16 protein-coding genes, 2 rRNA genes and 1 riboswitch (1 of these 19 running past the window's edge) are annotated in these 21,954 nt (G+C 67.8%); of the genes, 8 read left to right on the top strand and 10 right to left on the bottom strand.

All coding sequences use genetic code 11. The features are described from left to right. Positions 1–109 precede the first annotated feature (109 nt). Positions 110–1,099 (bottom strand): fumarylacetoacetate hydrolase family protein, encoded by a 990-nt coding sequence (locus ACJ7VY_RS02355; protein WP_161615290.1) that lies wholly within the window; start codon positions 1,097–1,099, stop codon positions 110–112. A 479-nt stretch (positions 1,100–1,578) separates the two neighbouring features. Between ACJ7VY_RS02355 and ACJ7VY_RS02350 the strand changes: the two genes are divergently transcribed. Continuing rightward, positions 1,579–2,973 (top strand): DEAD/DEAH box helicase, encoded by a 1,395-nt coding sequence (locus tag ACJ7VY_RS02350; RefSeq protein WP_161615289.1) that lies wholly within the window; start codon positions 1,579–1,581, stop codon positions 2,971–2,973. Between the two features lie 94 nt (positions 2,974–3,067). Here the strand turns inward: ACJ7VY_RS02350 and ACJ7VY_RS02345 are convergent, their stop codons facing one another. Together ACJ7VY_RS02345 and ACJ7VY_RS02340 are read right to left on the bottom strand one after the other, a co-directional pair. Further along, positions 3,068–5,632 (bottom strand): M14 family zinc carboxypeptidase, encoded by a 2,565-nt coding sequence (locus ACJ7VY_RS02345; protein WP_161615288.1) that lies wholly within the window; start codon positions 5,630–5,632, stop codon positions 3,068–3,070. 118 nt (positions 5,633–5,750) lie between these two features. Further along, entirely contained in the window at positions 5,751–8,384 is a 2,634-nt protein-coding gene (locus ACJ7VY_RS02340) for a TonB-dependent receptor plug domain-containing protein (RefSeq protein WP_161615287.1), read from the bottom strand. 175 nt (positions 8,385–8,559) lie between these two features. Between ACJ7VY_RS02340 and queD the strand changes: the two genes are divergently transcribed. The 4 genes from queD to ACJ7VY_RS02320 all read left to right on the top strand — a co-directional run bounded on the left by queD (position 8,560) and on the right by ACJ7VY_RS02320 (position 10,400). Beyond that, on the top strand, positions 8,560–8,916 hold the full coding sequence (queD, locus tag ACJ7VY_RS02335; RefSeq protein WP_409476293.1) for a 6-carboxytetrahydropterin synthase QueD: 357 nt from the start codon (positions 8,560–8,562) through the stop codon (positions 8,914–8,916). A 91-nt stretch (positions 8,917–9,007) separates the two neighbouring features. Continuing rightward, a complete protein-coding gene (locus tag ACJ7VY_RS02330) occupies positions 9,008–9,376 on the top strand; it encodes a phasin family protein (RefSeq protein WP_161615286.1) in 369 nt (122 codons plus the stop codon). A 170-nt stretch (positions 9,377–9,546) separates the two neighbouring features. Next, complete coding sequence (locus ACJ7VY_RS02325) at positions 9,547–10,029, top strand: GAF domain-containing protein (protein ID WP_104937962.1); 483 nt, start codon at positions 9,547–9,549, stop codon at positions 10,027–10,029. Next, the gene (locus ACJ7VY_RS02320) at positions 10,026–10,400 is read left to right on the top strand and encodes a TfoX/Sxy family protein (protein ID WP_409476292.1); all 375 of its coding nucleotides are present in this window, start codon (positions 10,026–10,028) and stop codon (positions 10,398–10,400) included. The genes ACJ7VY_RS02325 and ACJ7VY_RS02320 overlap by 4 nt, the downstream gene beginning before the upstream one ends. 17 nt (positions 10,401–10,417) lie before the next feature. Here the strand turns inward: ACJ7VY_RS02320 and cobS are convergent, their stop codons facing one another. The 3 genes from cobS to cobT are packed head-to-tail and all read right to left on the bottom strand — an operon-like array spanning position 10,418 to position 12,809. Next, complete coding sequence (gene cobS, locus ACJ7VY_RS02315; protein WP_313249400.1) at positions 10,418–11,161, bottom strand: adenosylcobinamide-GDP ribazoletransferase; 744 nt, start codon at positions 11,159–11,161, stop codon at positions 10,418–10,420. Continuing rightward, positions 11,158–11,742, bottom strand: a complete 585-nt coding sequence (locus ACJ7VY_RS02310) for a histidine phosphatase family protein (protein WP_104937959.1) — start codon at positions 11,740–11,742, stop codon at positions 11,158–11,160. Before ACJ7VY_RS02310 ends, cobS begins: the two co-directional genes overlap by 4 nt. Next, positions 11,739–12,809: a nicotinate-nucleotide--dimethylbenzimidazole phosphoribosyltransferase gene (gene cobT, locus ACJ7VY_RS02305; protein ID WP_409476291.1), complete on the bottom strand. Its 1,071-nt coding sequence runs from the start codon at positions 12,807–12,809 to the stop codon at positions 11,739–11,741. The genes ACJ7VY_RS02310 and cobT overlap by 4 nt, the downstream gene beginning before the upstream one ends. A gap of 133 nt (positions 12,810–12,942) precedes the next feature. Further along, positions 12,943–13,185, top strand: a riboswitch (cobalamin riboswitch). 112 nt (positions 13,186–13,297) lie between these two features. Here cobT and btuB point away from each other — a divergent pair. After that, the gene (gene btuB / locus ACJ7VY_RS02300; protein ID WP_409476290.1) at positions 13,298–15,154 is read left to right on the top strand and encodes a TonB-dependent vitamin B12 receptor; all 1,857 of its coding nucleotides are present in this window, start codon (positions 13,298–13,300) and stop codon (positions 15,152–15,154) included. Positions 15,155–15,315: 161 nt separating this feature from the next. Here the strand turns inward: btuB and gph are convergent, their stop codons facing one another. Together gph and dinB are read right to left on the bottom strand one after the other, a co-directional pair. Next, positions 15,316–15,963 carry a phosphoglycolate phosphatase gene (gene gph / locus ACJ7VY_RS02295; RefSeq protein ID WP_293762370.1) on the bottom strand — a complete coding sequence of 216 codons (648 nt, stop codon included), beginning with the start codon at positions 15,961–15,963 and terminating at the stop codon, positions 15,316–15,318. A 52-nt stretch (positions 15,964–16,015) separates the two neighbouring features. Then, positions 16,016–17,092: a DNA polymerase IV gene (gene dinB, locus ACJ7VY_RS02290; protein ID WP_104937955.1), complete on the bottom strand. Its 1,077-nt coding sequence runs from the start codon at positions 17,090–17,092 to the stop codon at positions 16,016–16,018. A 199-nt stretch (positions 17,093–17,291) separates the two neighbouring features. Here dinB and fabA point away from each other — a divergent pair, with 199 nt between their 5' ends. Both fabA and fabB read left to right on the top strand, forming a co-directional pair. Next, positions 17,292–17,807: a 3-hydroxyacyl-[acyl-carrier-protein] dehydratase FabA gene (fabA, locus tag ACJ7VY_RS02285; protein WP_312348757.1), complete on the top strand. Its 516-nt coding sequence runs from the start codon at positions 17,292–17,294 to the stop codon at positions 17,805–17,807. Continuing rightward, positions 17,807–19,015 carry a beta-ketoacyl-ACP synthase I gene (gene fabB, locus ACJ7VY_RS02280; protein ID WP_321989897.1) on the top strand — a complete coding sequence of 403 codons (1,209 nt, stop codon included), beginning with the start codon at positions 17,807–17,809 and terminating at the stop codon, positions 19,013–19,015. The genes fabA and fabB overlap by 1 nt, the downstream gene beginning before the upstream one ends. 484 nt (positions 19,016–19,499) lie before the next feature. Here fabB and rrf read toward each other — a convergent pair. Both rrf and ACJ7VY_RS02270 read right to left on the bottom strand, forming a co-directional pair. After that, positions 19,500–19,614: ribosomal RNA gene (gene rrf / locus ACJ7VY_RS02275) — 5S ribosomal RNA — on the bottom strand. 166 nt (positions 19,615–19,780) lie between these two features. Beyond that, positions 19,781–21,954: ribosomal RNA gene (locus ACJ7VY_RS02270) — 23S ribosomal RNA — on the bottom strand; it runs 704 nt beyond the window's last position.

The following is a 21,954-nucleotide window of genomic DNA, read 5'->3' as shown; positions in this document are numbered from 1 at the left end:
GGCGGCGGCGGGAGCGCCCGCGCCGCCGGTCGGTCCATCGTGCCGCCGGCCGGGAAGCCGCCGCCGCTGCCGTGGGCATCCGTCCGCGGACCGACGGGCCGTGCCGCGGTCAGGGCCGCGCGGCCTGCTCGATACGCTGCTCGATGGCGCCGAAGATGCTGTTGCCGGCGCGGTCGAACATTTCGATCCGCACCACGTCGCCGAAGCGCATGAACGGCGTCGACGGCTTGCCGTCGCGCAGCGTTTCCACGGTACGGCGCTCGGCGAAGCAGGACGCGCCCAGCGCGGTGTCCTCGTTGGCGATGGTGCCCGAGCCGACGATGGCGCCGGCCGACAGCGGACGGGTCTTGGCCGCGTGCGCGACCAGCTGGGCGAAATCGAACTGCATGTCCACGCCGGCTTCCGGGGCGCCGAACCATTCGCCGTTGATGTGGGTCACCAGCGGCAGGTGGACCTTGCTGCCCTGCCACGCCTCGCCGAGCTCATCGGGGGTGACGAATACCGGGCTCAGTGCCGAACGCGGCTTGGACTGCAGGAAGCCGAAGCCCTTGGCCAGTTCGGCCGGGATCAGGTTGCGCAGGCTGACGTCGTTGACCAGGCCGACCAGCTGGATGTGGCCGGCGGCCTGCTCCGGCGTCACCGCCATCGGCACGTCGTCGGTGATGACCACGATTTCGGCCTCCAGGTCGATGCCGTAGTCCTCGCTGACCACCTTGACCGCGTCGCGCGGGCCGTAGAAGCCGGCACTGGTCGCCTGGTACATCAGCGGATCGGTGTAGAAGGTCTCCGGAACCTCGGCGCCACGCGCCTTGCGTACCCGCGCCACGTGCGGCAGGTAGGCGCTGCCATCGACGAACTCGTAGGCGCGCGGCAGCGGCGCGGCCAGCGCCTGCATGTCCAGGTCGAACACGCCATCGGCATCGCCATGGTTGAGCGACTCGGACAGCGCGTTCAACCGCGGCGCGACGTTGGACCAGTCCTCCAGCGCCTGCTGCAGGGTGGCGGCGATGCCGGTGGCGCGCACGGCGCGGGCCAGGTCACGCGAGACCACGATCAGGGTGCCGTCGCGGCCACCTTCCTTCAGGGAACCAAGCTTCATCGGAGCGTCCAGTCCAGGGGCGGGAAACAAGTTTCGATTGTAACGAATAGTCCGGCGGCGACCAGCGCCGCGCAGGCGGCGCCGGTAATCCCCCCGATCACGCGTCGCGAGGGCCCCGCCACGACCGGAGACGGTACCGCGCCCTGCCAGCCGACCGGGAGCCCAGGTCACCCGACCATACCTGAACAGGGATTTTTGTGCCGTTCCCGAACATCCCTTAGACTATCGCGGTCTGCCAGCGGCCGTCCGTTTCCCTTCCGGGACCGCCGGCGGCGCAGGACCGCAGGCCTCGTCGCCCGGTCCGCCCGCCCGCCCCCATTCCGACGCCTTTCGTCTCGCATTCCGGCCAGCGCGCCTTGCGCTGGTCGCACCCATGATCTCGCAGCGCGGTTTTACGGGAACGCTCCGAGCCGACCGGTCGCCACGACCGGCAGCGCAGGCCCATCCGGGCCGGCGCTTCCCCATATTGCGGAGTTTCCATGTCGTTCGAAGATCTGGGCCTTGCGCCCTTCCTGCTGCGCGCGCTCGCCGAGCAGGGTTACGAAAACCCCACCCCGATCCAGCAGCAGGCCATCCCCCTGGTGCTGCAGGGCCACGACCTGCTGGCCGGCGCGCAGACCGGTACCGGCAAGACCGCCGCGTTCGGCCTGCCGCTGCTGCAGCACCTGGCCACCTCGGCGCAGGAAGTGCGCAGCGGCCCGCGCCGGCCGCGCGCGCTGATCCTGACCCCCACCCGCGAACTGGCCACCCAGGTGCATGACAGCCTGCGCGGCTACAGCAAGTACCTGCGCATCCCCAGCACCTGCATCTACGGCGGCGTCGGCATGGGCAACCAGTTGGACGTCCTGCGCCGTGGCGTGGACCTGCTGGTGGCCTGCCCGGGCCGCCTGATCGACCACCTGGAGCGCCGCAGCATCGATCTGTCCGGCATCGAGGTGCTGGTGCTGGACGAGGCCGACCGCATGCTCGACATGGGCTTCCTGCCCTCGATCAAGCGCATCCTGGCCAAGCTGCCCAAGCAGAACCGGCAGACCCTGCTGTTCTCGGCCACCTTCGCCGACCCGATCAAGCAGCTGGCGCTGGAGTTCATGCGCAATCCGCGCGAAGTCATGGTGACCCCGCGCAACACCGTAGCCGAGACCATCGCCCACCGCGTGCACCCGGTCGACGCCGGGCGCAAGCGCGAACTGCTGCTGCACCTGCTGAGCGCCGATTCGCGCGAGCAGACCCTGGTGTTCGCCAAGACCAAGCACGGCAGCGACAAGCTGGCCACGTTCCTGGACAAGTCCGGCATCAAGACCGCGGCGATCCACGGCAACAAGAGCCAGAGCCAGCGCCTGCGCGCACTGGGCGACTTCAAGGCCGGCCGCGTCACCGTGCTGGTGGCCACCGACATCGCCGCGCGCGGCATCGACATCAACGAGCTGCCCAAGGTCATCAACTACGACCTGCCGATGGTGGCCGAGGATTACGTGCACCGCATCGGCCGCACCGGCCGCAACGGCGCCAGCGGCCAGGCGGTTTCGCTGGTGGCGCAGGAAGATGCCAAGTACCTGCGCCAGATCGTGCGCCTGCTGGACCGCGACATGGATATCCGCGACGTGCCGGGCTTCGAGCCGCACACGCCGATCCGCTGGGGCAACAGCGCCCCGGGCAAGGCCGAGCAGCCCGGCGGCGAGCGTCCGCCGCGCCGTGGCAGTGGCGGCCATGGCCCGCGCCGGTCCAATGGCGATGCACCGCGTGGTGGCCGCGGCGGCCAGCAGAAGCCGGGCGGCCAGCGCAATGCGGGCAGCGGCCAGCAGCGGCGCGACGGACACCCCGGCGGTGGCCAGCGGCGCGGTGGTGGCCGGGGGCAGAGCCGTACCACGGCCTGATTCCGGGCTGCCGGTTTGAGGTAACTGAAAAGCCGACGCGCTGCGTCGGCTTTTTCTTTGCTGCGGTGTTCTGGACGCCAACCTCCCCGCCGCGTCACTCCCCGCGCTGTTTCGGCGTGTTGAGGTGGTTGCCCTGCAGCAGCGCATTGAGCAGCAGGCGCTCGGTGCCATGCCAGTACTTGCGGTGCGCCGGGTCGTCGGCGAACAGCACCCCGTTGCCGCTGCCGCTCGGCACCACCTGCAGATAGCTGGAGCCGGCCACGCGGGCGCGGTTGGCATCGGACAGGTAGCCGTTCACCACCGGCTGGCGGTCGATGTTGACCACATTGAGAAAAGCGTTCTTCCCCGGCTCGAACACCAGCCCGCTCTCCTTGTTCACCCAGATCCGCCGCTGCTGCACGCCGAACCCCAGCGGATGGGTGGGATCGATATCGGCACTGAGGATGTTGCCGCTGACCCGGCCCAGCGCGAACACGTCGCGCACCGTGCCGAAATCCAGCCGCTGGTCCTCCTCGCCCTTGCCGTCCCCGCGCAGCTTGGCCTCGACCAGGCCCTTGTCGATCGCCCAGCGCGCGCCGCTGCCGTACACCACCAGCGAGCCGCCGGCGGCGATCCAGCGCTTGAGCGCCGTCACGCCCGCCTCGCCGACCGTGCCGTAGCTGCCAGCGGACAGCACGATGGAGGTGTAGCGCGACAGGTCCACGCTCGCCAGTTGTGCGGGATCGAGCTTGCTCGCAGGCAGGCCCAGCGCGGCATCCAGCGCAAACCAGGCCGAGCCGATCTCGGTGGCCGACACCCCCTCGCCCATCACCAGCGCGATGCTCGGCGCACGCAGCACACGCACGTTGTCGCTGCCCAGGTCGATGCCACTGGCGGTACGGCCGCTGTCCAGTGCATGCACGGTGACGCCGGCCTCCTGCGCACGCGCCAGCACCCGGGCCTGCAACGCCCCGGCATCCAGCGTCTGCCCGGCAACCGGGATCACCACCGCGCCATGGCCGAACGCCACCTCACCGGCAGCCGTGGCGGCGGTAAACGGCTGATGCGCGGTGCGCACGCGCACGCCGTCCCGCAGCAGGCCACCCAGCAGGCGGTAACTGCCGAAGTCGCGCGCATCGGCCACATAGGCGAAGCCGGCACGTCCGCCATGGATACCGCCCTGTGCCGCCGGCGCCGCTTCCACTTTCGCGCCCGTCGGCAACGCCCCGCGACTGGCGGCATAACGCAGGCCATAGGCCGGCGCGACCGCGTAGGAGGTGCCGCTGTAGAACACATCCCCCTTCACCGGCGGGGTGAATTCGAAGATCGCATGGGCAAGACGGAACTGCGGCTGCCGCACCGGCACCACATAGGCCGAACCGGCGTGGAAGCGCTTGCCATCGACTTCGACATCACGCGCCAGCGCATGCACCTGGATGCGGTGCTGCAACAACAGGGCAAGCAGCCTGCGGGTGAGGGTCGCATCGGCGGCATCGCCGAACACCCAGTCGCGTACCGGGTAGGCGGCCGCCTGGGCCAGGGCACTGCGGAAGAACGCCTTCTGCAGGACGAACAGGCGCATGCGGTCCTCCACCGCGCCGCGCACGCTGGCAAGGCCGGTGGCCACCTGGTTGCGGATGGTGAAGTCGAAATGCAGCGGCCCGTTCACCGACTCCTGCACACGTCCACGCGAGCTGGCCTGCTCCACGGTCACGCCGACCGCGCCATGGAAGTCCCGGTACGTGGAGCCATAGATCGGCGAGAAGTTGTCGAAGTTCTCGCCGGTGTAGTACAGCGAACCCAGCGCGTCCAGCGCCTGCGCGTGGAAGCGCGCCAGCCAGTGATTGGCCTCGTACGAGGACCTGGGCAGCAGGGGGCTTTCCATGCTCTTCGGCGAGGGCTCGAAGTAATAGGTGCTGTCCTTGCCCATCTCGTGGAAGTCGATCTGGATGTTTGGGTACCAGCGATGGAACTGCGCCACCTTGGGCCAGCTGTCGGCCTGCGCCAGCGCCAGCCAGTCGCGGTTGAGATCGGTGAAGTAGTGATTGACCCGCCCCGTGGGGAACGGTTCGACATGCTCCCTGTCGGCGGGGTCCGCCGAGGGCGGGCGCGAACCCCAGGCGTTGTGCCAGTTGCTGGCGCGGTCGCGGCCGTCCGGGTTCTGCGCCGGGTCGATCACCACCACCGCATTCTCCAGCCAGCCCGCGGTTTCGGCATCCTGGTTGGCGGCAAGGTAGTAGGCGGTGAGCATTGCCGCCTCTCCACTGGAGGTTTCATTGCCATGCACGCTGTAGCCCAGCCACACCACCGAAGGCGCGTCATCGCCGGGCAGCGGTTGCGCAGGGTCGACCAGCGCCTGCCGCTGCGCGGCGATCTGCGCGCTGCGTGCGTGGTTTCGCGGCGAGGTAATGGTCACCAGCAGCAGCGGGCGCTGTTCGTAGCTCTGGCCGATCACCTCCACCCTGACCCGGTCGGAGACGCGCGCCAGTTCGTTGAAGTACGCCACCAGCCGGTCATGCCGCGTGTAATGGCTGCCGATGTCGTAACCAAGGAACTGCTGCGGCGATGGCACCCGTGCATCGAACTGCCGCGCGGCGGGAAAGTAGTAGCTGTTCTGGGCCAAGGCGGGCATGGCACCGATTGCCAGCAGCAGGGCCAGGGCGAGAAAACGGAATGACATGGGTCGGAACTCCCGTTGCACGGCCAGCCGACGGGCCGCCGTTGCGGATTCTTCGTGATGTGCCCATTCGACGGATGGGCCTGGCCCCGCTCCTTGGCACAGGAGCGGGGCTTCAAGGTCAGAAGCGGTAGTCGAAGCCCACCGTGTAGTAGCGCCCGCGCAGGTCGTACTGGCTGAAGTCGTACGGCGCGCGCACACCGGGGAAGGTGGCATCGTGCGGCGGCTGGCGGTTGCCGATGTTCTGCACCTTGGCGTACAGCGAGAGCCTGTCGATGCCGGTGTAGCCCAGGTACAGGTCGAACTGGCTGTAGCTGGCCACGTCCTTCTGCACGGCCTTGGCGGCGACGCTGCCTTCCTGGTCGTAACCCCCGGTGTAGTACCAGGTCAGCGCCGTGCGCCAGTCACCCAGGGTCCAGTCCAGGGTGGTGGTGGCCTTGATGTCCGGCAGCGATGGGCCGAGGTTGGAACCGGCGTAATCCACCAGCGGACCGTCAATCACCTGCGGGCGCTTGTAGTCGATGACGTAGGTCAACGCGGAGGACAGGCCGAAATCGCCGGCACTGGCGCTGGACCAGCGCTGGCGCAGTTCCACGTCGATGCCCGAGGTCTGCAGCTCGCTCAGGTTCTGGTAGCGGTTGTAGACGGCCAGCAGCTTGCCGCGCGCATCGCGCAGCACGCTGGCCGGGTCGTTCTCGGCCACCAGCGTGGTGGTGTTGCCGCTGCCGATCAGGTTGTCGAGCCTGACGCGGTAGTAGTCCACGCTCAGGCTGGTGTTGGCCCACGGCGACAGCACCACGCCGGCATTGAAGCTGCGCGTGCGCTCCGGGTCGAGAGTGCGGTTGCCGACGGTGAAGAAGGTCGGGGTCTGGCGCGAGCCGGGCACGTCCGGGTCGTGCGGGTCCACCACCGAGCCGTAGGCGATGTTGGTCGAGGCCGAGTTTTCCGACAGCGACGGCGCGCGGAAGCCGCGCGAAGCGGCGGCGCGTACCAGCAGCCCGTCCAGAGGCTGCCAGCGCAGGCCCAGCTTGGGCGAGAACGCATTGCCGAAATCGCTGTAATGGTCGCCGCGCGCGGCGGCCTGCAATTCCAGCGTGCCATGCAGCGGCACGTTCACTTCGGCATAGGCGGCGGTGACCTTGCGCTCGCCATGCACCTCGGCGATGGCCGGGCGTACCTGCAGGCCGGCGTCGATCTGCCACGGATTGTCCGAATCCAGCTTTTCCTGCCGCCATTCCACGCCGGCGGCAAAGCCGACCTGCCCCGCCCGGGTTTCGCCCAACGTGCCGGACACCTTGGCGTCCAGCCCCTTGAGGATCGAATCGGCCGGGCGCAACGTGCTCAGGCCGATGGCCTTGAGCACCGCCGGATCGGTGGCCGACGGCTTGAGCAGGTTGTAGCTGCCCGTGGCCAGCGCGTCGTACAGTGCCCAGCGGTTGGCGAAGCCACCGGAGACCGTTTCGCGCTCCTTGCTCGCCGCCTGGAACGCGCCCACTTCCCAGTCCCATTTCTCACCCTGCCCGCGCAGGCCGACCAGACCACGATAGGCCTGCGAGCGGTTGGTCTTGATGGTGCCGCCAAGATTGAAGAAGGTGTACTCGATCGGCACGTCCACGCCATACGGGTTGTAGGGGCTGGCCGCCGGCAGGGTGGAACGCACCGGCTCGGCAAGGCCGGTATCGGCGTTGAGTGCGAAGCGCCCGTTTTCCAGGGTGAAGAATGGACTGGAGCCGAACCAGGACACGCCCTTGATGTCGCTGTAGAGCACCTCGGCGAAGGCATCGACCGAATCGTTCAGGCGCAGCGTGCCGTTGAGGTAGGCCTGCCAGCGCCTGGTCGAGGGGATCAGGGTGGTGTACGGCGCCTGGTTGAAGGCGCAGGTGTCGCCGGCCAGCCCATCGATCGGCGCGCTGGCGGTGAGCACGGTGCCCTCCGGGCAGTTGCCGGCAGCGTCGAGCATCGGCACGGACCTGCCATTGACCAGGAAGCGCGCGCCCTTCGCCGACCACCCGTTCCAGCGCCCACCGGCCTTGTCGGTGTAGATGCCCGAGCGGGTCAGGTCACGCTGGTTCTGGTCCAGCCGGTCGCGGTTGTAGCCTTCCAGCGACACCAGGAGGGTGTAACCATCGTTCTCCAGGTCGCCGATACCGCCGACAAACTTGACGTTCTGCTGGTCCAGGCCGCCGGCGTCCGAGGTACCGCCGCTTGCGCCCACCTCCGCGCCCTCGAAGCCCTGGCGGGTGATGATGTTGACCACGCCGGCCACCGCATCGGAGCCGTACACAGCAGAAGCGCCGTCCTTGAGCACTTCGATGCGTTCCACCGCCACCAGCGGCAGTGCATTGAGGTTGACGAACGTGTCCGACAGGCCGCCGGACGGGAAGCCGTAGTTGGCCAGCCGGCGGCCATTGAGCAGCACCAGCGTGTTCTTCTGCGACAGGCCACGCAGGCCGATGCCCGCCGAACCGGACGCCCAGCCACTGTTGCTGGTTTCGTTGGCGGCGTTGCCGGTATTGGCCGAGATCGAGCGCAGCAGGTCGGCCACCGTGGCCTTGCCCGATTCCTCCAGCTGCTGGCGTTCGATCACCTGCACCGGGTTGGCGGTTTCGGTGTCGCTGCGCTTGATGTTGGAACCGGTGACCTGCACGGCCGAAAGGGTGGGACCGACGGGTGCATCGGCGGATTCGGCGGCGACGGACAAAGGCGCGGCCATGGCGGTGGCCAGGGCCACCACGAGCGGGGAGAAGTTGGACATCGGGATACGGAAGCGAGGGGGAGGAAGCAACCCGCATTCAGCCAGTCCGGCGCGATTCGGGCCAATTACGTCCCTTCATGCGCATATAACGAAAAAGAAACAACATCCCTTCATCTTGATAAAAGGATGTATTGATCCACCAAAGGATTTCCCGCCCCGGCGCTACAATCGCGGCATGGACATCTTCAAAGACTTCACCCTCGAGGCCGCGCACCGGCTGCCCAACGTGCCCGCCGGCCATAAATGCGCACGCCTGCACGGGCACTCGTTCCGGGTGCGCCTGGAAGTAAGCGGCGAGCCCGGCGCGGAGTCCGGCTGGGTGATGGACTTCGGCGACATCAAGGCCGCCTTCCAGCCACTCTACGAACAGCTCGACCATCACTATCTCAACGACGTCCCCGGGCTGGAGAACCCCACCAGCGAGCGCCTGGCGATGTGGATCTGGGACCGGCTGCGCCCCGCCCTACCGCAGCTCAGCGCGGTGACCGTGCACGAGACCTGCACCTCCGGCTGCCGCTACCGCGGCGTCTGAGCTGAACGATTCCCCGGCGGCCGCAGGCGCCGGACTTCCACGCCGCCATGGCGAACGTTATGCTGCGTCGCAACAAACGACGGAGCACGGCATGTCCGCCCGGTTCGACGAAGGTTTCGGCGCTTACACCCGGCAGTTCACCGCGCTGGCGCATCGCGCCAACCGGCTGGCACTGGAGACCGCGGAGAGCGCATTCGGGGTGCAGCTGCGCACCTTCGAGCGCAATGCCAGCGCGACCGCCGGTTTCCTCGACGAACTGGCCCGCCCCACCCCGCAGGCCGACCTGCCAGCGCTGCTGCCCAAGGGCCTGCAGGTGGCCCGGGAGAACCTGCAGCGGCTGGCCTCGGCCGGGCAGGAGATCGCCGGACTCGGGCTGCAGAGCGGACAGGCGCTGGCCGAACTGGCACGGCAGCCCTTCCAGGATGGCACCGGCAGGCGCCAGCGCGCCAGGAACGGCTGACTCCCCCTCAACAGCGCGCGGATCCCCCCTCCCCCGCGCCCTGTCCGGACCCGGCAACGCGCTCTCTCCCGTTGCCGGGTCTTTCTTTTTCCGCGCCCCGTGCACACGCCCGGGGCGATGCCGGCGGCGGTGCCGCGCGGACATCGGGCGCAGCGGTTAGACTTCGCCCCATGTTCAGTTCCACCACGCTCACCGGCAGCAAGCCGGAACAGTACGCCCAGCTGCTGGCCCAGGCCCGCGCGCTGGTCCACGGCGAAACCGACCGCACCGCCAATGCCGCCAACCTGTCGGCACTGGTGTACCACGCGCTGCCGCAGCTCAATTGGGTGGGTTTCTATTTCTTCGACGGCACCGAACTGGTGGTCGGTCCGTTCCAGGGCCTGCCGGCCTGCGTGCGCATCCCGCTGCACAAGGGCGTGTGCGGCGCGGCGGCCAGCACCCGCCAGACCCAGCGCGTGGACGACGTGGATGCGTTCCCGGGCCACATCGCCTGTGACTCGGCCTCGCGCTCGGAACTGGTGGTGCCTCTGGTCCACGACGGTGCGCTGGTCGGCGTGTTCGACCTGGACAGCCCGGTCACCTCGCGCTTCGACGCCGACGACCAGGCGGGGCTGGAGGCCATCGCCCGGGTGTTCGTCGAGGCGCTGGCGTGAGTGCGCTGAAGCTGCGCAACATCGGCCCGAAGAGCGCGGCGTGGCTGCGCCAGGTCGGGTTGCGCAGCGCCGAGGACCTGGCCGCGGTGGGCGCCGTCGGCGCCTTCGTCAAGGTCCGCCGCGCCGGCTTCAAGCCCAGCCTCAACCTGCTGTACTCGCTGGAAGGCGCGCTGGTCGGCTGCCATTGGCAGGAAGTGCCCGATGCCCGCCGCCAGCAACTGGTCTCCGAGTACGAAGCCGCGGCCGTTGGCCTGCCGGCCACGCGTGCCGGGCAGATGGCCGGTCCGGTCCACGAAACCCACATGCAGCCGCACGCGGCCGCTGACGACGGCGACGACGAGGTCGGCGAGATCCGTTTCAGCGAGGACTGACGCCCGCAGCCGGGCCGCTACGGCACCGGCAAGGCGATTCCCCCCAGCAGCACCAGCGCCAGCAACAGCAGGCTTTCGGTGACCTCGACGCTGGCGCCCAGGCAGTCGCCGGAAATACCGCCCAGCCGGCGCCGCCACCAGGCCGCGACCAGCGCCACCAGCGGCAGCGCCAGCAGCAGCGGCCAGGCCACGAAGGCGGTGACCACGGCCAGCAGCAGCGCCCACGCCCACATCGAGCGCAGGCTCAGCTGCCATGAAAAGCGTTCGGCCATGCCCGCAGCGTGCAGCGACGGCAACAACCGGCTCCACCACAGCGTGCCCCAGCGCGCCCACGCCGGCACCAGCACGATGCCGTACCACAGCGGGCTGGCGGACAGTTCGGACAGCAGCACGAACTTGAGCAGCAGCTGCATCACCAGGGTGACCACGCCGAACACGCCCAGGTGCGGATCCTTGAGCACTTCGAGGAAACGCTGCGGGTCGCGGTGCGCGGCACCGAAGGCATCGGCGACGTCGCCCAGTCCATCCAGGTGCAGCGCGCCGGTCACCCACACCCACGCCAGCAGGGCAAGCACGCCGGCGAGCCAGGGCCGGTCGCCGAGCAGGTACAGCGGCGCGGCCAGCAGCGCGCCGATGATCCCGCCGACCAGCGGGTAATACACCGCGGCGCGGCTGAGGTCGTCGTCGCGGAAGTCCTTCACCTGCGGCGTCGGCAGCCGGGTCAGGAACTGGATGGCCAGGATCAGGCGGCGCACGCTCACGGCTGGCACAGCTCCAGCAGCTCACCCCACACCTGCCCGTCCTGCGCGCGCTCCACGCGCAGGCGCACGCGGGTGCCGTAGTCGATGCGCATCGCCCACAGGGCCGCCAGCGGAATGCCGCACACGCGCGACACCGCCAACCGCAGCACCCCGGCGTGGCTGACCACCAGCACCGGCCCGTCGCCCTCGTCCTCGTCCAGCAGCCGCTGCAGCTGGGCATCGATGCGCTGCTGGAACTGTTGCCAGCTCTCGCCATTGGGCGGCACCACCGCATGCGGCGCGTCGTACAGCCCGGCCAGCAGTTCGGCGGGGATTTCATCGTAATGGCGACCGTCCCAGTCGCCGAAATCGAGTTCGGCCCAGTCCGGGTGGATTTCGCAGAACAGTTCGCGGCCGGCAAGCAGCGCGGTGGCGGTATCCAGCGCACGGCGCCGCGGCGAGGCGATCACCCGGCTCCACTGGCCGTCGGCGTGGCGCTGCAGCAGCGCGTCCACCGCGCCATCGAGCAGCGGCGGATCGCTGCGGCCGTCCAGGTGGCCCTGGCGGCCGGTGGAGGCATGGCGCATCAGGTCCAGGATCACGGCGCGGTGCTCCGCCCGGCAACCGCGGCTTCGGCGAACGTGGCCATGCCGTTGTGCAGCGCGCAGGCCAGGCGCAGCAGCGGCAGCGCCAGCGCCGCGCCGGAACCCTCGCCCAGCCGCAGGTCGAGCTGCAGCAGCGGGTCGGCCTGCAGTTTCTCCAGTACCCGCGCATGACCGCGCTCGGCGGAGCGGTGCGAAAACAGCAGCCACGGCCGCAGCGACGGATTGATGCGCACTGCCGCCAACGCGGCGGCCGAAACGATGAAGCCATCCACCAGCACCGGCACGCCGCGCTGGGCGGCGGCGATCATGGCCGCGGCCAGCGCCGCGATCTCGAGCCCGCCGACGCGGCGCAGGGCTTCGCGGCCCAGGTCGGCGGCGGCGGCGATGGACGCGCCATGCAGGGCCAACGCCTGCGCGGTCACGGCCTGCTTGTGGGCAATCCGCGCCGCATCCAGGCCGGTGCCGGCGCCCACCAGTTCGGCCAGCGGCAACGGCCCCAGCACCGCCGCAAGCGCACTGGCCGAGGTGGTGTTGCCGATACCCATCTCGCCCAGCAGCAGCAGGTCGGCACCCTCTCCGCAGGCCGCGGCCACCGCGCGCTGGCCGGCGGCGAACGCCGCGTCGAGGTCAGCCGGCGCCATCGCCGGGCCGGTACTGAAATCGTCGGTGCCGCGGCGCGGCTTGTCCCAGGTCACGCCACTGACCGGCGCATCGGCCAGGCTGCCGACGTCCCAGACATGCAGCGGCACGCCCAGTTCGCGCGCCAGCACCGCAATGGCGGCGCCACCGGCGGCGAAGTTGCGCAGCATCTGCACCGTCACTTCGGCCGGATACGCCGACACGCCCTGCGCGGCGACGCCATGGTCGCCGGCGAACACCAGCACCGGCACGCGCGTGGCCTGCGGCTGCTCGCGCCGCTGCAGCGCGGCCAGTTCGATGGCGAGGGTTTCCAGGCGCCCCAGCGCCCCCTCGGGTTTGGTCAGTTGCCGCTGGCGGGCGATGGCGTGCTGCCGGTGCGGCTGCGAGGGCGCCGGGCAGGCCCGGGTGAACCATGCGTCTGTCACGTGTATTCCGATACCGCGTTGCAATCGCGCATTGTAGGGCGCGTGCCGCCGGCGCGATGTGCCGTGGCGGGCGCCACGACGCCGTGGGCCGCCCATCGCGCGGCACGCCGGGCAGCGCCGCGGACGATGGCATAGAATGCCCGCACTTTCGGGTGACTGGCCGGACTCGCTCCGGCCGGTTGAAACGGGAAGCCGGTGCCGCGCCTGCCAGGGACATCCTGGCCCGCGCCAGTCCGGCGCTGCCCCCGCAACGGTAAGCAGGACAAGGCCAGGCATACCGCCACTGTGCATCCATCGCACGGGAAGGCGCCTGGCCGGAAGCGTCGACGCGCTTCGCCTGCAAGCCCGGAGACCGGCCCGGAAGCCGACTGGTTGCGATGCGGAGGGCATGGCGGCGGCAGTAGCGCCGTGCGCGCACTCCGTCGTGTCCCTCTCCTGGCAGCCTCCACCGTCCATCCGCGCGGGAGCGCGCGGATCCAGGAGTTCCCATGAAATTGCCTTACCACACCCTTTCCCTCGCCCTTGCGCTCGCACTGCCGGGCCTTGCCAGTGCCGAACAGGCACCGACCGAGCTCGACGACGTGGTGGTCACCGCCACCCGCACGCCGGTCTCCATCGCCGACAGCGTCGTGCCGGTGCAGGTCATCGACCGCGAGCAGATCGATCGCAGCCAGGCCACCTCGCTGCTGGACCTGCTGCGCGGCCGCGCCGGCCTGGACTTCGTCAACCAGGGCGGCCCCGGCAAGATCACTTCGCTGTTCATGCGTGGCAGCGCCTCCAGCCAGGTGCTGGTGCTGGTCGACGGCGTGCGCATCGGCGCCGCCTCCAGCGGCATGCCGGCGCTGCAGGACCTGCCCATCGACCAGATCGAGCGCGTGGAGATCGTGCGCGGGCCGCGTTCGAGCCTGTACGGCTCCGAGGCGATCGGCGGCGTCATCCAGATCTTCACCCGCGCTGCCGGCCAGGGCCTGCAGCAGAACCTGGCGCTGACCGCCGGTAGCCACAACCTGCGCCAGGCCAGCGCCGGCTTCAGCAACCGCGGCGAGCGCGGCTGGGTATCGGCGCAGGGCGCCTGGCAGAAGACCGACGGCATCAACGCGTGCAACGGCTCGGCCACGCTGTTCCAGGGCTGCTATGTCGACGAACCCGACCGCGACGGTTACCGCAACGCCTCGCTCAACGTGCGCGGCGGCTATGCGCTGTCCGAGACCCTGGGCGTGGAAGGCCACATGCTCGATGCCGCCAGCCGCAACCAGTACGACGGCAGCATCTACAGCGGCAACGAGGCCGACAACCAGCAACGGGTATACGGCGGCAAGCTGCGCTGGGCCCCGGGCGATGCATTCCGCCTGTCCGCGCAGATTGGACGCAACGACGACCAGGCCGACAGCTACTACGTCCAGGCCGGCACGCGCAGCTTCGTGTCCACGTTCGACACGCGCCGCGACACCGCCAGCGTGCAGGGCGATTTCCTGTTCGCCGAAGGCCAGCAGCTGAGCGTCGGCGGCGACTGGCAGAAGGACCAGGTGACCAGCACCACCGCCTATTCGATCGACAACCGCGACAACACCGGCGTGTTCGCCGAATACCAGGGCCGCTTCGGTGCGCATTCGCTGCAGGCCAGCGTGCGCAACGACGACAACGAGCAGTTCGGCAACCACACCACCGGCAGCCTCGGCTACGGCCTGGCGCTCGGCCACGGCCTGCGCCTGACCGCCAGTGCCGGCACCGGCTTCAAGGCGCCGACCTTCAACGACCTGTACTACCCGTGGTCGAGCAACCCGGCATTGAAGCCGGAGGAATCCACCAGCGTGAACGTCGGCATCGCGCAGTACGGCGAGGGCTGGAACTGGACCTTCAACGCTTACGAAAGCCGCATCGACCAGCTGATCGCGCTGGACAGCACCTACACCCCGTACAACATCGCCAAGGCGCGCATCCGCGGCGCCGAACTGACCGGCTTCGCATCGCTGGCCGGGTTCGACATCAACGCCCAGGCCAGCTTCACCGATCCGCGCGACCACACCCGCGGTGCGGCCAGCCACGACAACTGGCTGCCGCGTCGCGCCCGCACCAGCGGCCGCCTCGACGTGGACCGCGGCTTCGGGCCGCTGCGCGTGGGCGTGACCGCCAGCGCCACCGGCCATCGTTTCGACAACGCCGCCAACACCCTGCGCTTGGCCGGCTACGGCACCGTGGACCTGCGCGTGGAGTACGCCCTCAACGAGGCATGGAGCCTGCAGGCCCGGGCGGCCAACGTGTTCGATCGCGCGTACGAAACCGTGGCCTGGTACAACCAGCCTGGCCGCGAGTACCAGCTGACCCTGCGCTACCGCTCGCGCTGAAGCCCCAGCACGACCGCTCCATCGACGCCCCGGCCTCCCGCCGGGGCGTCATTGCATGCCGGCCGCGGCTCAGCGGCTTCATGGCCGTGGCATGTCCGGGCGTGGCCCCAGGCAGCGACAGAGGCAACATCCCCGCGCCGCGCGGAGCGGCCGGTTGCCACTCAGCAGCGTGCCGTCAGTTCCCGCAGGTCGTCGATCACCGCGACCGCACCGGCCGCGTCCAGATCCAGATCGCGCGGGTAGCCGTAGCGCACCAGGGCGATCGGCATGCCCGCGGCGTTGGCCGCCTCCAAGTCGGTGGCCGAGTCGCCGACCATCAGGCACCGTGCCGGCGCGTGGCCCAGCAGCCGCGCCGCATGCAGCACCGGCTCGGGCGCGGGTTTGCGCTGCGGCAGGGTGTCGCCACCGACGATGTGCGCGAAGTACCCGGCGATGCCCAGATGCTCCAGCAATGGCGGCACCAGGGCCGACGGCTTGTTGGTGCAGATCGCCATCGGCAGCCCACGCGCCTGCAGGAGCTGCAGGGCGTCGGTCACGCCGTCGTACAGCCGCGGGCTGCGCAGCAGGCAGTCATGGTAGTGGCGCATGAACATCGGCATCACCTCGTCCGCCGCATGTCCGCTGCCGGCGTGCGCCAGGGCGATGGCGACCAGGCGGCGCACGCCTTCGCCGATCCAGCTGCGGACGGTCGCCTCGGGCACGCGCGGCAGCGACAGCTCCTCCAGCGAGCGGTTGACCGCCTCGGCGATGTCCCCGGCGCTGTCCACCAGCGTGCCGTCCAGATCGAATACCAGCGCTGCGATGCCCACGTACCCACTCCATGACAGTGAACCGTCGATTGTACCGGGGCGCGGAAACCCGTCAGTCCACGACAACATCGCGGAACAGGTCGCCCTGCAGCGCCGTATCCTCGCGGTCGCGGAAGCCGGACAGGCCCACGCCCACCAGCCGGTAGCGCGTGTCCGGCGGCAGCTGCACGCGCTGGCACAGCGCCAGCGCGATGTCGCGCAGCTCCTCCTCCGAGGCCGGCGGCGCATCCGGCGTGAAGCTGCGGGTGAGGATCCGGAACTGGGCGGTCTTGAGCTTGAGCACCACGGTATGGCCGATGCGTTCGGTGCGCCCGGTCGCGCGCCACGTCCGCGCCGCCAGCTGGGCGATCAGCTCGTCGAACTCACCCAGCCGCAGGTCCTCGGCGAACGTATCCTCCGAGGAGATCGACTGCACCGGCTGGTCGGGCTCCACCGGGCGCTCGTCGATGCCGCGTGCGCGCCGGTACAGGCGTTGCCCGAACGTGCCGAACAGCGCCTCGAGCTGCTCCAGCGGCAGCCGGCGCAGGTCGCCGACGGTAGCGATGCCCAGCGCCGCCAGGCGCCCTTCCATGACCTTGCCCACGCCCGGTACGCGGTTGACCGGCAGCGGCGTGAGGAACTGCTCCACCCGCGCCGGCGGCACCACGAACTGGCCATCGGGTTTGCGCCAGTCCGAGGCGATCTTGGCCAGGAACTTGTTCGGCGCGATCCCGGCCGAGGCGGTGAGCGAGGTCGCCTCGCGGATCTGCGCGCGGACGGTGCGCGCGATCTCGGTGGCGATGCCGCCACAGGTCGACGACCCGGACACGTCCAGGTAGGCCTCGTCCAGCGACAGCGGCTCGACCAGCGCGGTGTGTTGCAGGAATATCTCGCGGATCTGCCGCGACACGGCCTTGTAGCGGGCGAAATCCGGCGGCACGAACACCGCGTCTGGGCACAGCCGCTCGGCGCGCACCGCCGGCATCGCCGAACGCACGCCGAACCTGCGCGCCTCGTAGGACGCCGCGCACACCACCGAGCGGGCCCCGCGCCAGGCCACCACCACCGGCCTGCCCCGCAACGCCGGATCGTCCCGCTGCTCGACCGACGCGTAGAACGCGTCCATGTCGATGTGGATGATCTTGCGCATGGCGAGCAACACGACCGCGGAACGAAGGACCGCCATCATAGCGCCGCGCCCCATACGCACCGGTACGATCTGCGACGAACGTGCCGCCTTTTGCCCGAAACACTACGGACGCGTACGGTTAAAACTGTTGATTGAAAGCCCGCGCATCATGCATGCTCGGGCGTTAACCCACGTTTTCGTGCTCCGGATTACCGCTTCGATGAACCGTCTCAATGCGTTCTCGCGCGAACAGCTGCTGGCCAGTGCCCGCGGCGAGCTGTTCGGGCCCAACAAGGGCCGCCTCCCCAACGACCCGATGCTGATGTTCGACCGCATCACCGATATCCGCGACGACGGGGGTCCACATGGCAAGGGCCTGGTGCGCGCCGAGCTCGATATCCGCCCCGACCTGTGGTTCTTCGGCTGCCACTTCATCGGTGACCCGGTGATGCCGGGCTGCCTGGGCCTGGATGCGATGTGGCAGCTGACCGGCTTCTTCCTGACCTGGCTGGGCGCCGAGGGCCGCGGCCGCGCGCTGGGCTGCGGTGAGGTCAAGTTCACCGGCCAGGTGCTGCCCAGCGCCAAGCGGGTGCAGTACGAAATCGACATCTCGCGCGTGATCAACCGCAAGCTGGTCATGGCCCAGGCCGACGCCCGCATGCTGGTCGACGGGCGCGAGATCTATACCGCCAAGGACCTGCGCGTGGGCCTGTTCACTTCCACCGAGAGCTTCTGATGCGTCGTGTCGTCATCACCGGCATGGGGATCAACTCCTGCCTTGGCAACGATCTGGATACCGTTTCCAGCGCCCTGCGCGAAGGCCGTCCCGGCATCGTTGCCCTGCCCGACCATGCCGAAGCCGGCCTGCGCAGCCAGATCGGCGGCCGCGTCGACATCGACCTGGACGCGCAGATCGACCGCAAGCTCAAGCGTTTCATGAGCGACGCGGCGGCCTACAGCTACATCGCCCTGCGCGACGCCATCGCCGACGCCGGCCTGGACCAGGCCCAGGTCAGCAACGTCCGTACCGGCCTGATCGCCGGCTCCGGCGGCGGCTCCAGCCAGTGGCAGGTGGAAGCCGCCGACCTGCTGCGCAACCGCGGCGTGCGCAAGGTCGGCCCGTACATGGTGCCGCGCACGATGTGCTCGACGGTCTCGGCCAACCTGGCCACCGCCTTCAGCATCAAGGGACTGAGCTACTCGCTGTCCGCTGCCTGCGCCACCTCGGCGCACTGCATCGGCGCGGCCGCCGACCTGATCCGCCACGGCGCCCAGGACATCGTGTTCGCCGGTGGCGGCGAGGACCTGCACTGGTCGATGAGCGTGATGTTCGATGCCATGGGCGCGCTGTCCACCGGCTTCAACGATACCCCGGCGTCGGCCTCGCGCCCCTATGACGCCAACCGCGACGGCTTCGTCATCGCCGGCGGCGCCGGCATGCTGGTACTGGAAGACTACGACCACGCCATCGCGCGCGGCGCGCACATCCATGCCGAGCTGATCGGCTACGGCGTGACGTCCGACGGCGCCGACATGGTCGCCCCGTCCGGCGAAGGCGCGGTGCGCTGCATGAACATGGCGCTGGCCGGCATCGACCGCCCGATCGATTACCTCAATACCCATGGCACCTCCACCCCGCTGGGCGACATCACCGAGCTGGGCGCGGTGCGCGAGGTCTTCGGCGAGCAGGTGCCGCCGATCTCCTCGACCAAGGCGCTGTCCGGCCATTCGCTGGGCGCGGCCAGCGTGCACGAGGCGATCTTCTGCCTGCTGATGATGCGCGACGGTTTCATGGCCGGCTCAGCGAACATCACCACGCTGGACCCACGCGCGGAGGGCTTTCCGATCCTGCGTTCGACGCAGGAAGCGCGGTTGGAGAGGGTGATGTCGAACAGTTTTGGTTTTGGGGGTACGAACGCGACGCTGGTGTTCGGGCGGGTGTGATCTTCGCGTTCTGGCGGCAATGATGGAAGAAACGGCGCCTTTGGCGCCGTTGTCGTATGTGCGGTGGGCGCCGATCAGCTTGAGGCTGCACCTGCTCCACGCCTTCGCCTGGGCGGATCGGCTCCGGTGCAGCAGCCAGGCCCGCATGGCTGCTGGCCTTTCTGTCTGTCCCGCGCCTGCAGGGCGGCCGTCGCAGTGCACTCCTGCAGATCCGAGGGCTCGCACGTAGCGCGTGAGCGAGAGGCAGGCATACAGCTGCTGGAGCGCGCGGTAACGACGACGAGGCGGTATGCATCACCGCACCCAACCTTGCCACGCGCAGGGCGGTTTACCGCCGGGCAACGCCCGCAGCAACGCTGATTTGAGGGGTGGAAAACGACAACGGCGCCGTCAGGCGCCGTTCTGGTCCATGCGACAGCCGGGTTTGGATGTCGCACAAAAGCAAACCCCCGCTGGGTGAGCAGCGGGGGTTTGGGGGTAAAGCCCCTGGCGATGACCTACTCTCGCATGGCTTGAGCCACACTACCATCGGCGCAGCTGCGTTTCACTTCCGAGTTCGGGATGGGATCGGGTGGTTCCACAGCGCTAATTTCACCAGGGAGAGGGTTGGAGGGTCGCTATCGCTTCTCTTGAAGGGTCGGCACATGGGAGTGCGTTCTCTTTCGCAGGGAAGCGCATACAAGCGCCAGCCTCTCGTAGGTTTGTGACGTAGCGTGCACTTGGGTCTATCGACATGTCATGTCGGCCAAGGCAACTTGAGGTTATATGGTCAAGCCACACGGATCATTAGTATCAGTTAGCTCAACGCGTTGCCGCGCTTACACACCTGACCTATCAACCACGTAGTCTACATGGTTCCTTCAGGGGGCTTGTGCCCCGGGAAGTCTCATCTTGAGGCGCGCTTCCCGCTTAGATGCTTTCAGCGGTTATCGCTTCCGAACATAGCTACCCGGCAATGCCACTGGCGTGACAACCGGAACACCAGAGGTTCGTCCACTCCGGTCCTCTCGTACTAGGAGCAGCCCCTCTCAAACTTCCAACGCCCATGGCAGATAGGGACCGAACTGTCTCACGACGTTCTGAACCCAGCTCGCGTACCACTTTAAATGGCGAACAGCCATACCCTTGGGACCGACTACAGCCCCAGGATGTGATGAGCCGACATCGAGGTGCCAAACACCGCCGTCGATATGAACTCTTGGGCGGTATCAGCCTGTTATCCCCGGAGTACCTTTTATCCGTTGAGCGATGGCCCTTCCATACAGAACCACCGGATCACTAAGTCCTACTTTCGTACCTGCTTGATCCGTCGATCTTGCAGTCAAGCACGCTTATGCCTTTGCACACAGTGCGCGATGTCCGACCGCGCTGAGCGTACCTTCGAGCTCCTCCGTTACTCTTTAGGAGGAGACCGCCCCAGTCAAACTACCCACCATACACGGTCCCCGACCCGGATAACGGGCCTAGGTTAGAACGTCAAGCACGACAGGGTGGTATTTCAAGGATGGCTCCACTGCAGCTGGCGCCACAGTTTCATAGCCTCCCACCTATCCTACACAGACGAACTCAACGTTCAGTGTAAAGCTATAGTAAAGGTTCACGGGGTCTTTCCGTCTTGCCACGGGAACGCTGCATCTTCACAGCGATTTCAATTTCACTGAGTCTCGGGTGGAGACAGCGCCGCTGTCGTTACGCCATTCGTGCAGGTCGGAACTTACCCGACAAGGAATTTCGCTACCTTAGGACCGTTATAGTTACGGCCGCCGTTTACTGGGGCTTCGATCAAGAGCTTCGCCTTGCGGCTGACCCCATCAATTAACCTTCCAGCACCGGGCAGGCGTCACACCCTATACGTCCACTTTCGTGTTTGCAGAGTGCTGTGTTTTTGATAAACAGTCGCAGCGGCCTGGTCACTTCGACCATCGCCAGCTATAGCCCGCATGGGCCACCGGCAATGGTGCACCTTCTCCCGAAGTTACGGTGCCATGTTGCCTAGTTCCTTCACCCGAGTTCTCTCAAGCGCCTGAGAATTCTCATCCTACCCACCTGTGTCGGTTTACGGTACGGTCTGCGTAAGCTGAAGCTTAGGAGCTTTTCCTGGAAGCGTGGTATCAGTGACTTCGTCTTAAAGACTCGTCTCGGTGCTCGGTCTTGAAGGATCCCGGATTTGCCAAAGATCCAAACCTACCGCCTTTCCCCAGGACAACCAACGCCTGGTACACCTAACCTTCTCCGTCCCTCCATCGCACTTACGCGAGGTGCAGGAATATTAACCTGCTTCCCATCGACTACGCATTTCTGCCTCGCCTTAGGGGCCGACTCACCCTGCGCCGATTAACGTTGCGCAAGGAAACCTTGGGCTTTCGGCGTGCGGGTTTTTCACCCGCATTATCGTTACTCATGTCAGCATTCGCACTTCCGATACCTCCAGCAAGCTTCTCAACTCACCTTCACAGGCTTACGGAACGCTCCTCTACCGCGCATAACAAAGTTATGCACCCCAAGCTTCGGTTCTGTGCTTAGCCCCGTTAAATCTTCCCCGCAGACCGACTCGACCAGTGAGCTATTACGCTTTCTTTAAAGGGTGGCTGCTTCTAAGCCAACCTCCTGGCTGTCTGTGCCTTTCCACATGGTTTTCCACTTAGCACAAAATTTGGGACCTTAGCTGTGGGTCTGGGTTGTTTCCCTTTTCACGACGGACGTTAGCACCCGCCGTGTGTCTCCCATACAGTCCGTCTCGGTATTCGGAGTTTGCAATGGTTTGGTAAGTCGCGATGACCCCCTAGCCATAACAGTGCTCTACCCCCGAGAGGATACATATGAGGCGCTACCTAAATAGCTTTCGAGGAGAACCAGCTATCTCCGGGTTCGATTAGCTTTTCACTCCTAATCACACCTCATCCCCTACCTTTGCAACGGGAGTGGGTTCGGGCCTCCAG

The sequence above is a fragment of the Stenotrophomonas sp. Y-13 genome (genome assembly GCF_046267925.1).
In the GTDB taxonomy this organism is placed as follows: domain Bacteria; phylum Pseudomonadota; class Gammaproteobacteria; order Xanthomonadales; family Xanthomonadaceae; genus Stenotrophomonas; species Stenotrophomonas acidaminiphila_A.
Note: the sequence above shows the minus strand (reverse complement) of the source record. Positions and strands in the feature narration are given on the sequence as shown.

Coding starts and splice junctions, on each gene's coding strand:
- ACJ7VY_RS02345 (WP_161615288.1), bottom strand. CDS start 5,632: ATGTCATTCCGTTTTCTCGCCCTGGCCCTGCTGCTGGCAATCGGTGCC.
- fabB (WP_321989897.1), top strand. CDS start 17,807: ATGCGTCGTGTCGTCATCACCGGCATGGGGATCAACTCCTGCCTTGGC.
- ACJ7VY_RS02355 (WP_161615290.1), bottom strand. CDS start 1,099: ATGAAGCTTGGTTCCCTGAAGGAAGGTGGCCGCGACGGCACCCTGATC.
- ACJ7VY_RS02330 (WP_161615286.1), top strand. CDS start 9,008: ATGTCCGCCCGGTTCGACGAAGGTTTCGGCGCTTACACCCGGCAGTTC.
- ACJ7VY_RS02340 (WP_161615287.1), bottom strand. CDS start 8,384: ATGTCCAACTTCTCCCCGCTCGTGGTGGCCCTGGCCACCGCCATGGCC.
- ACJ7VY_RS02350 (WP_161615289.1), top strand. CDS start 1,579: ATGTCGTTCGAAGATCTGGGCCTTGCGCCCTTCCTGCTGCGCGCGCTC.
- queD (WP_409476293.1), top strand. CDS start 8,560: ATGGACATCTTCAAAGACTTCACCCTCGAGGCCGCGCACCGGCTGCCC.
- dinB (WP_104937955.1), bottom strand. CDS start 17,092: ATGCGCAAGATCATCCACATCGACATGGACGCGTTCTACGCGTCGGTC.
- fabA (WP_312348757.1), top strand. CDS start 17,292: ATGAACCGTCTCAATGCGTTCTCGCGCGAACAGCTGCTGGCCAGTGCC.
- ACJ7VY_RS02325 (WP_104937962.1), top strand. CDS start 9,547: ATGTTCAGTTCCACCACGCTCACCGGCAGCAAGCCGGAACAGTACGCC.
- btuB (WP_409476290.1), top strand. CDS start 13,298: ATGAAATTGCCTTACCACACCCTTTCCCTCGCCCTTGCGCTCGCACTG.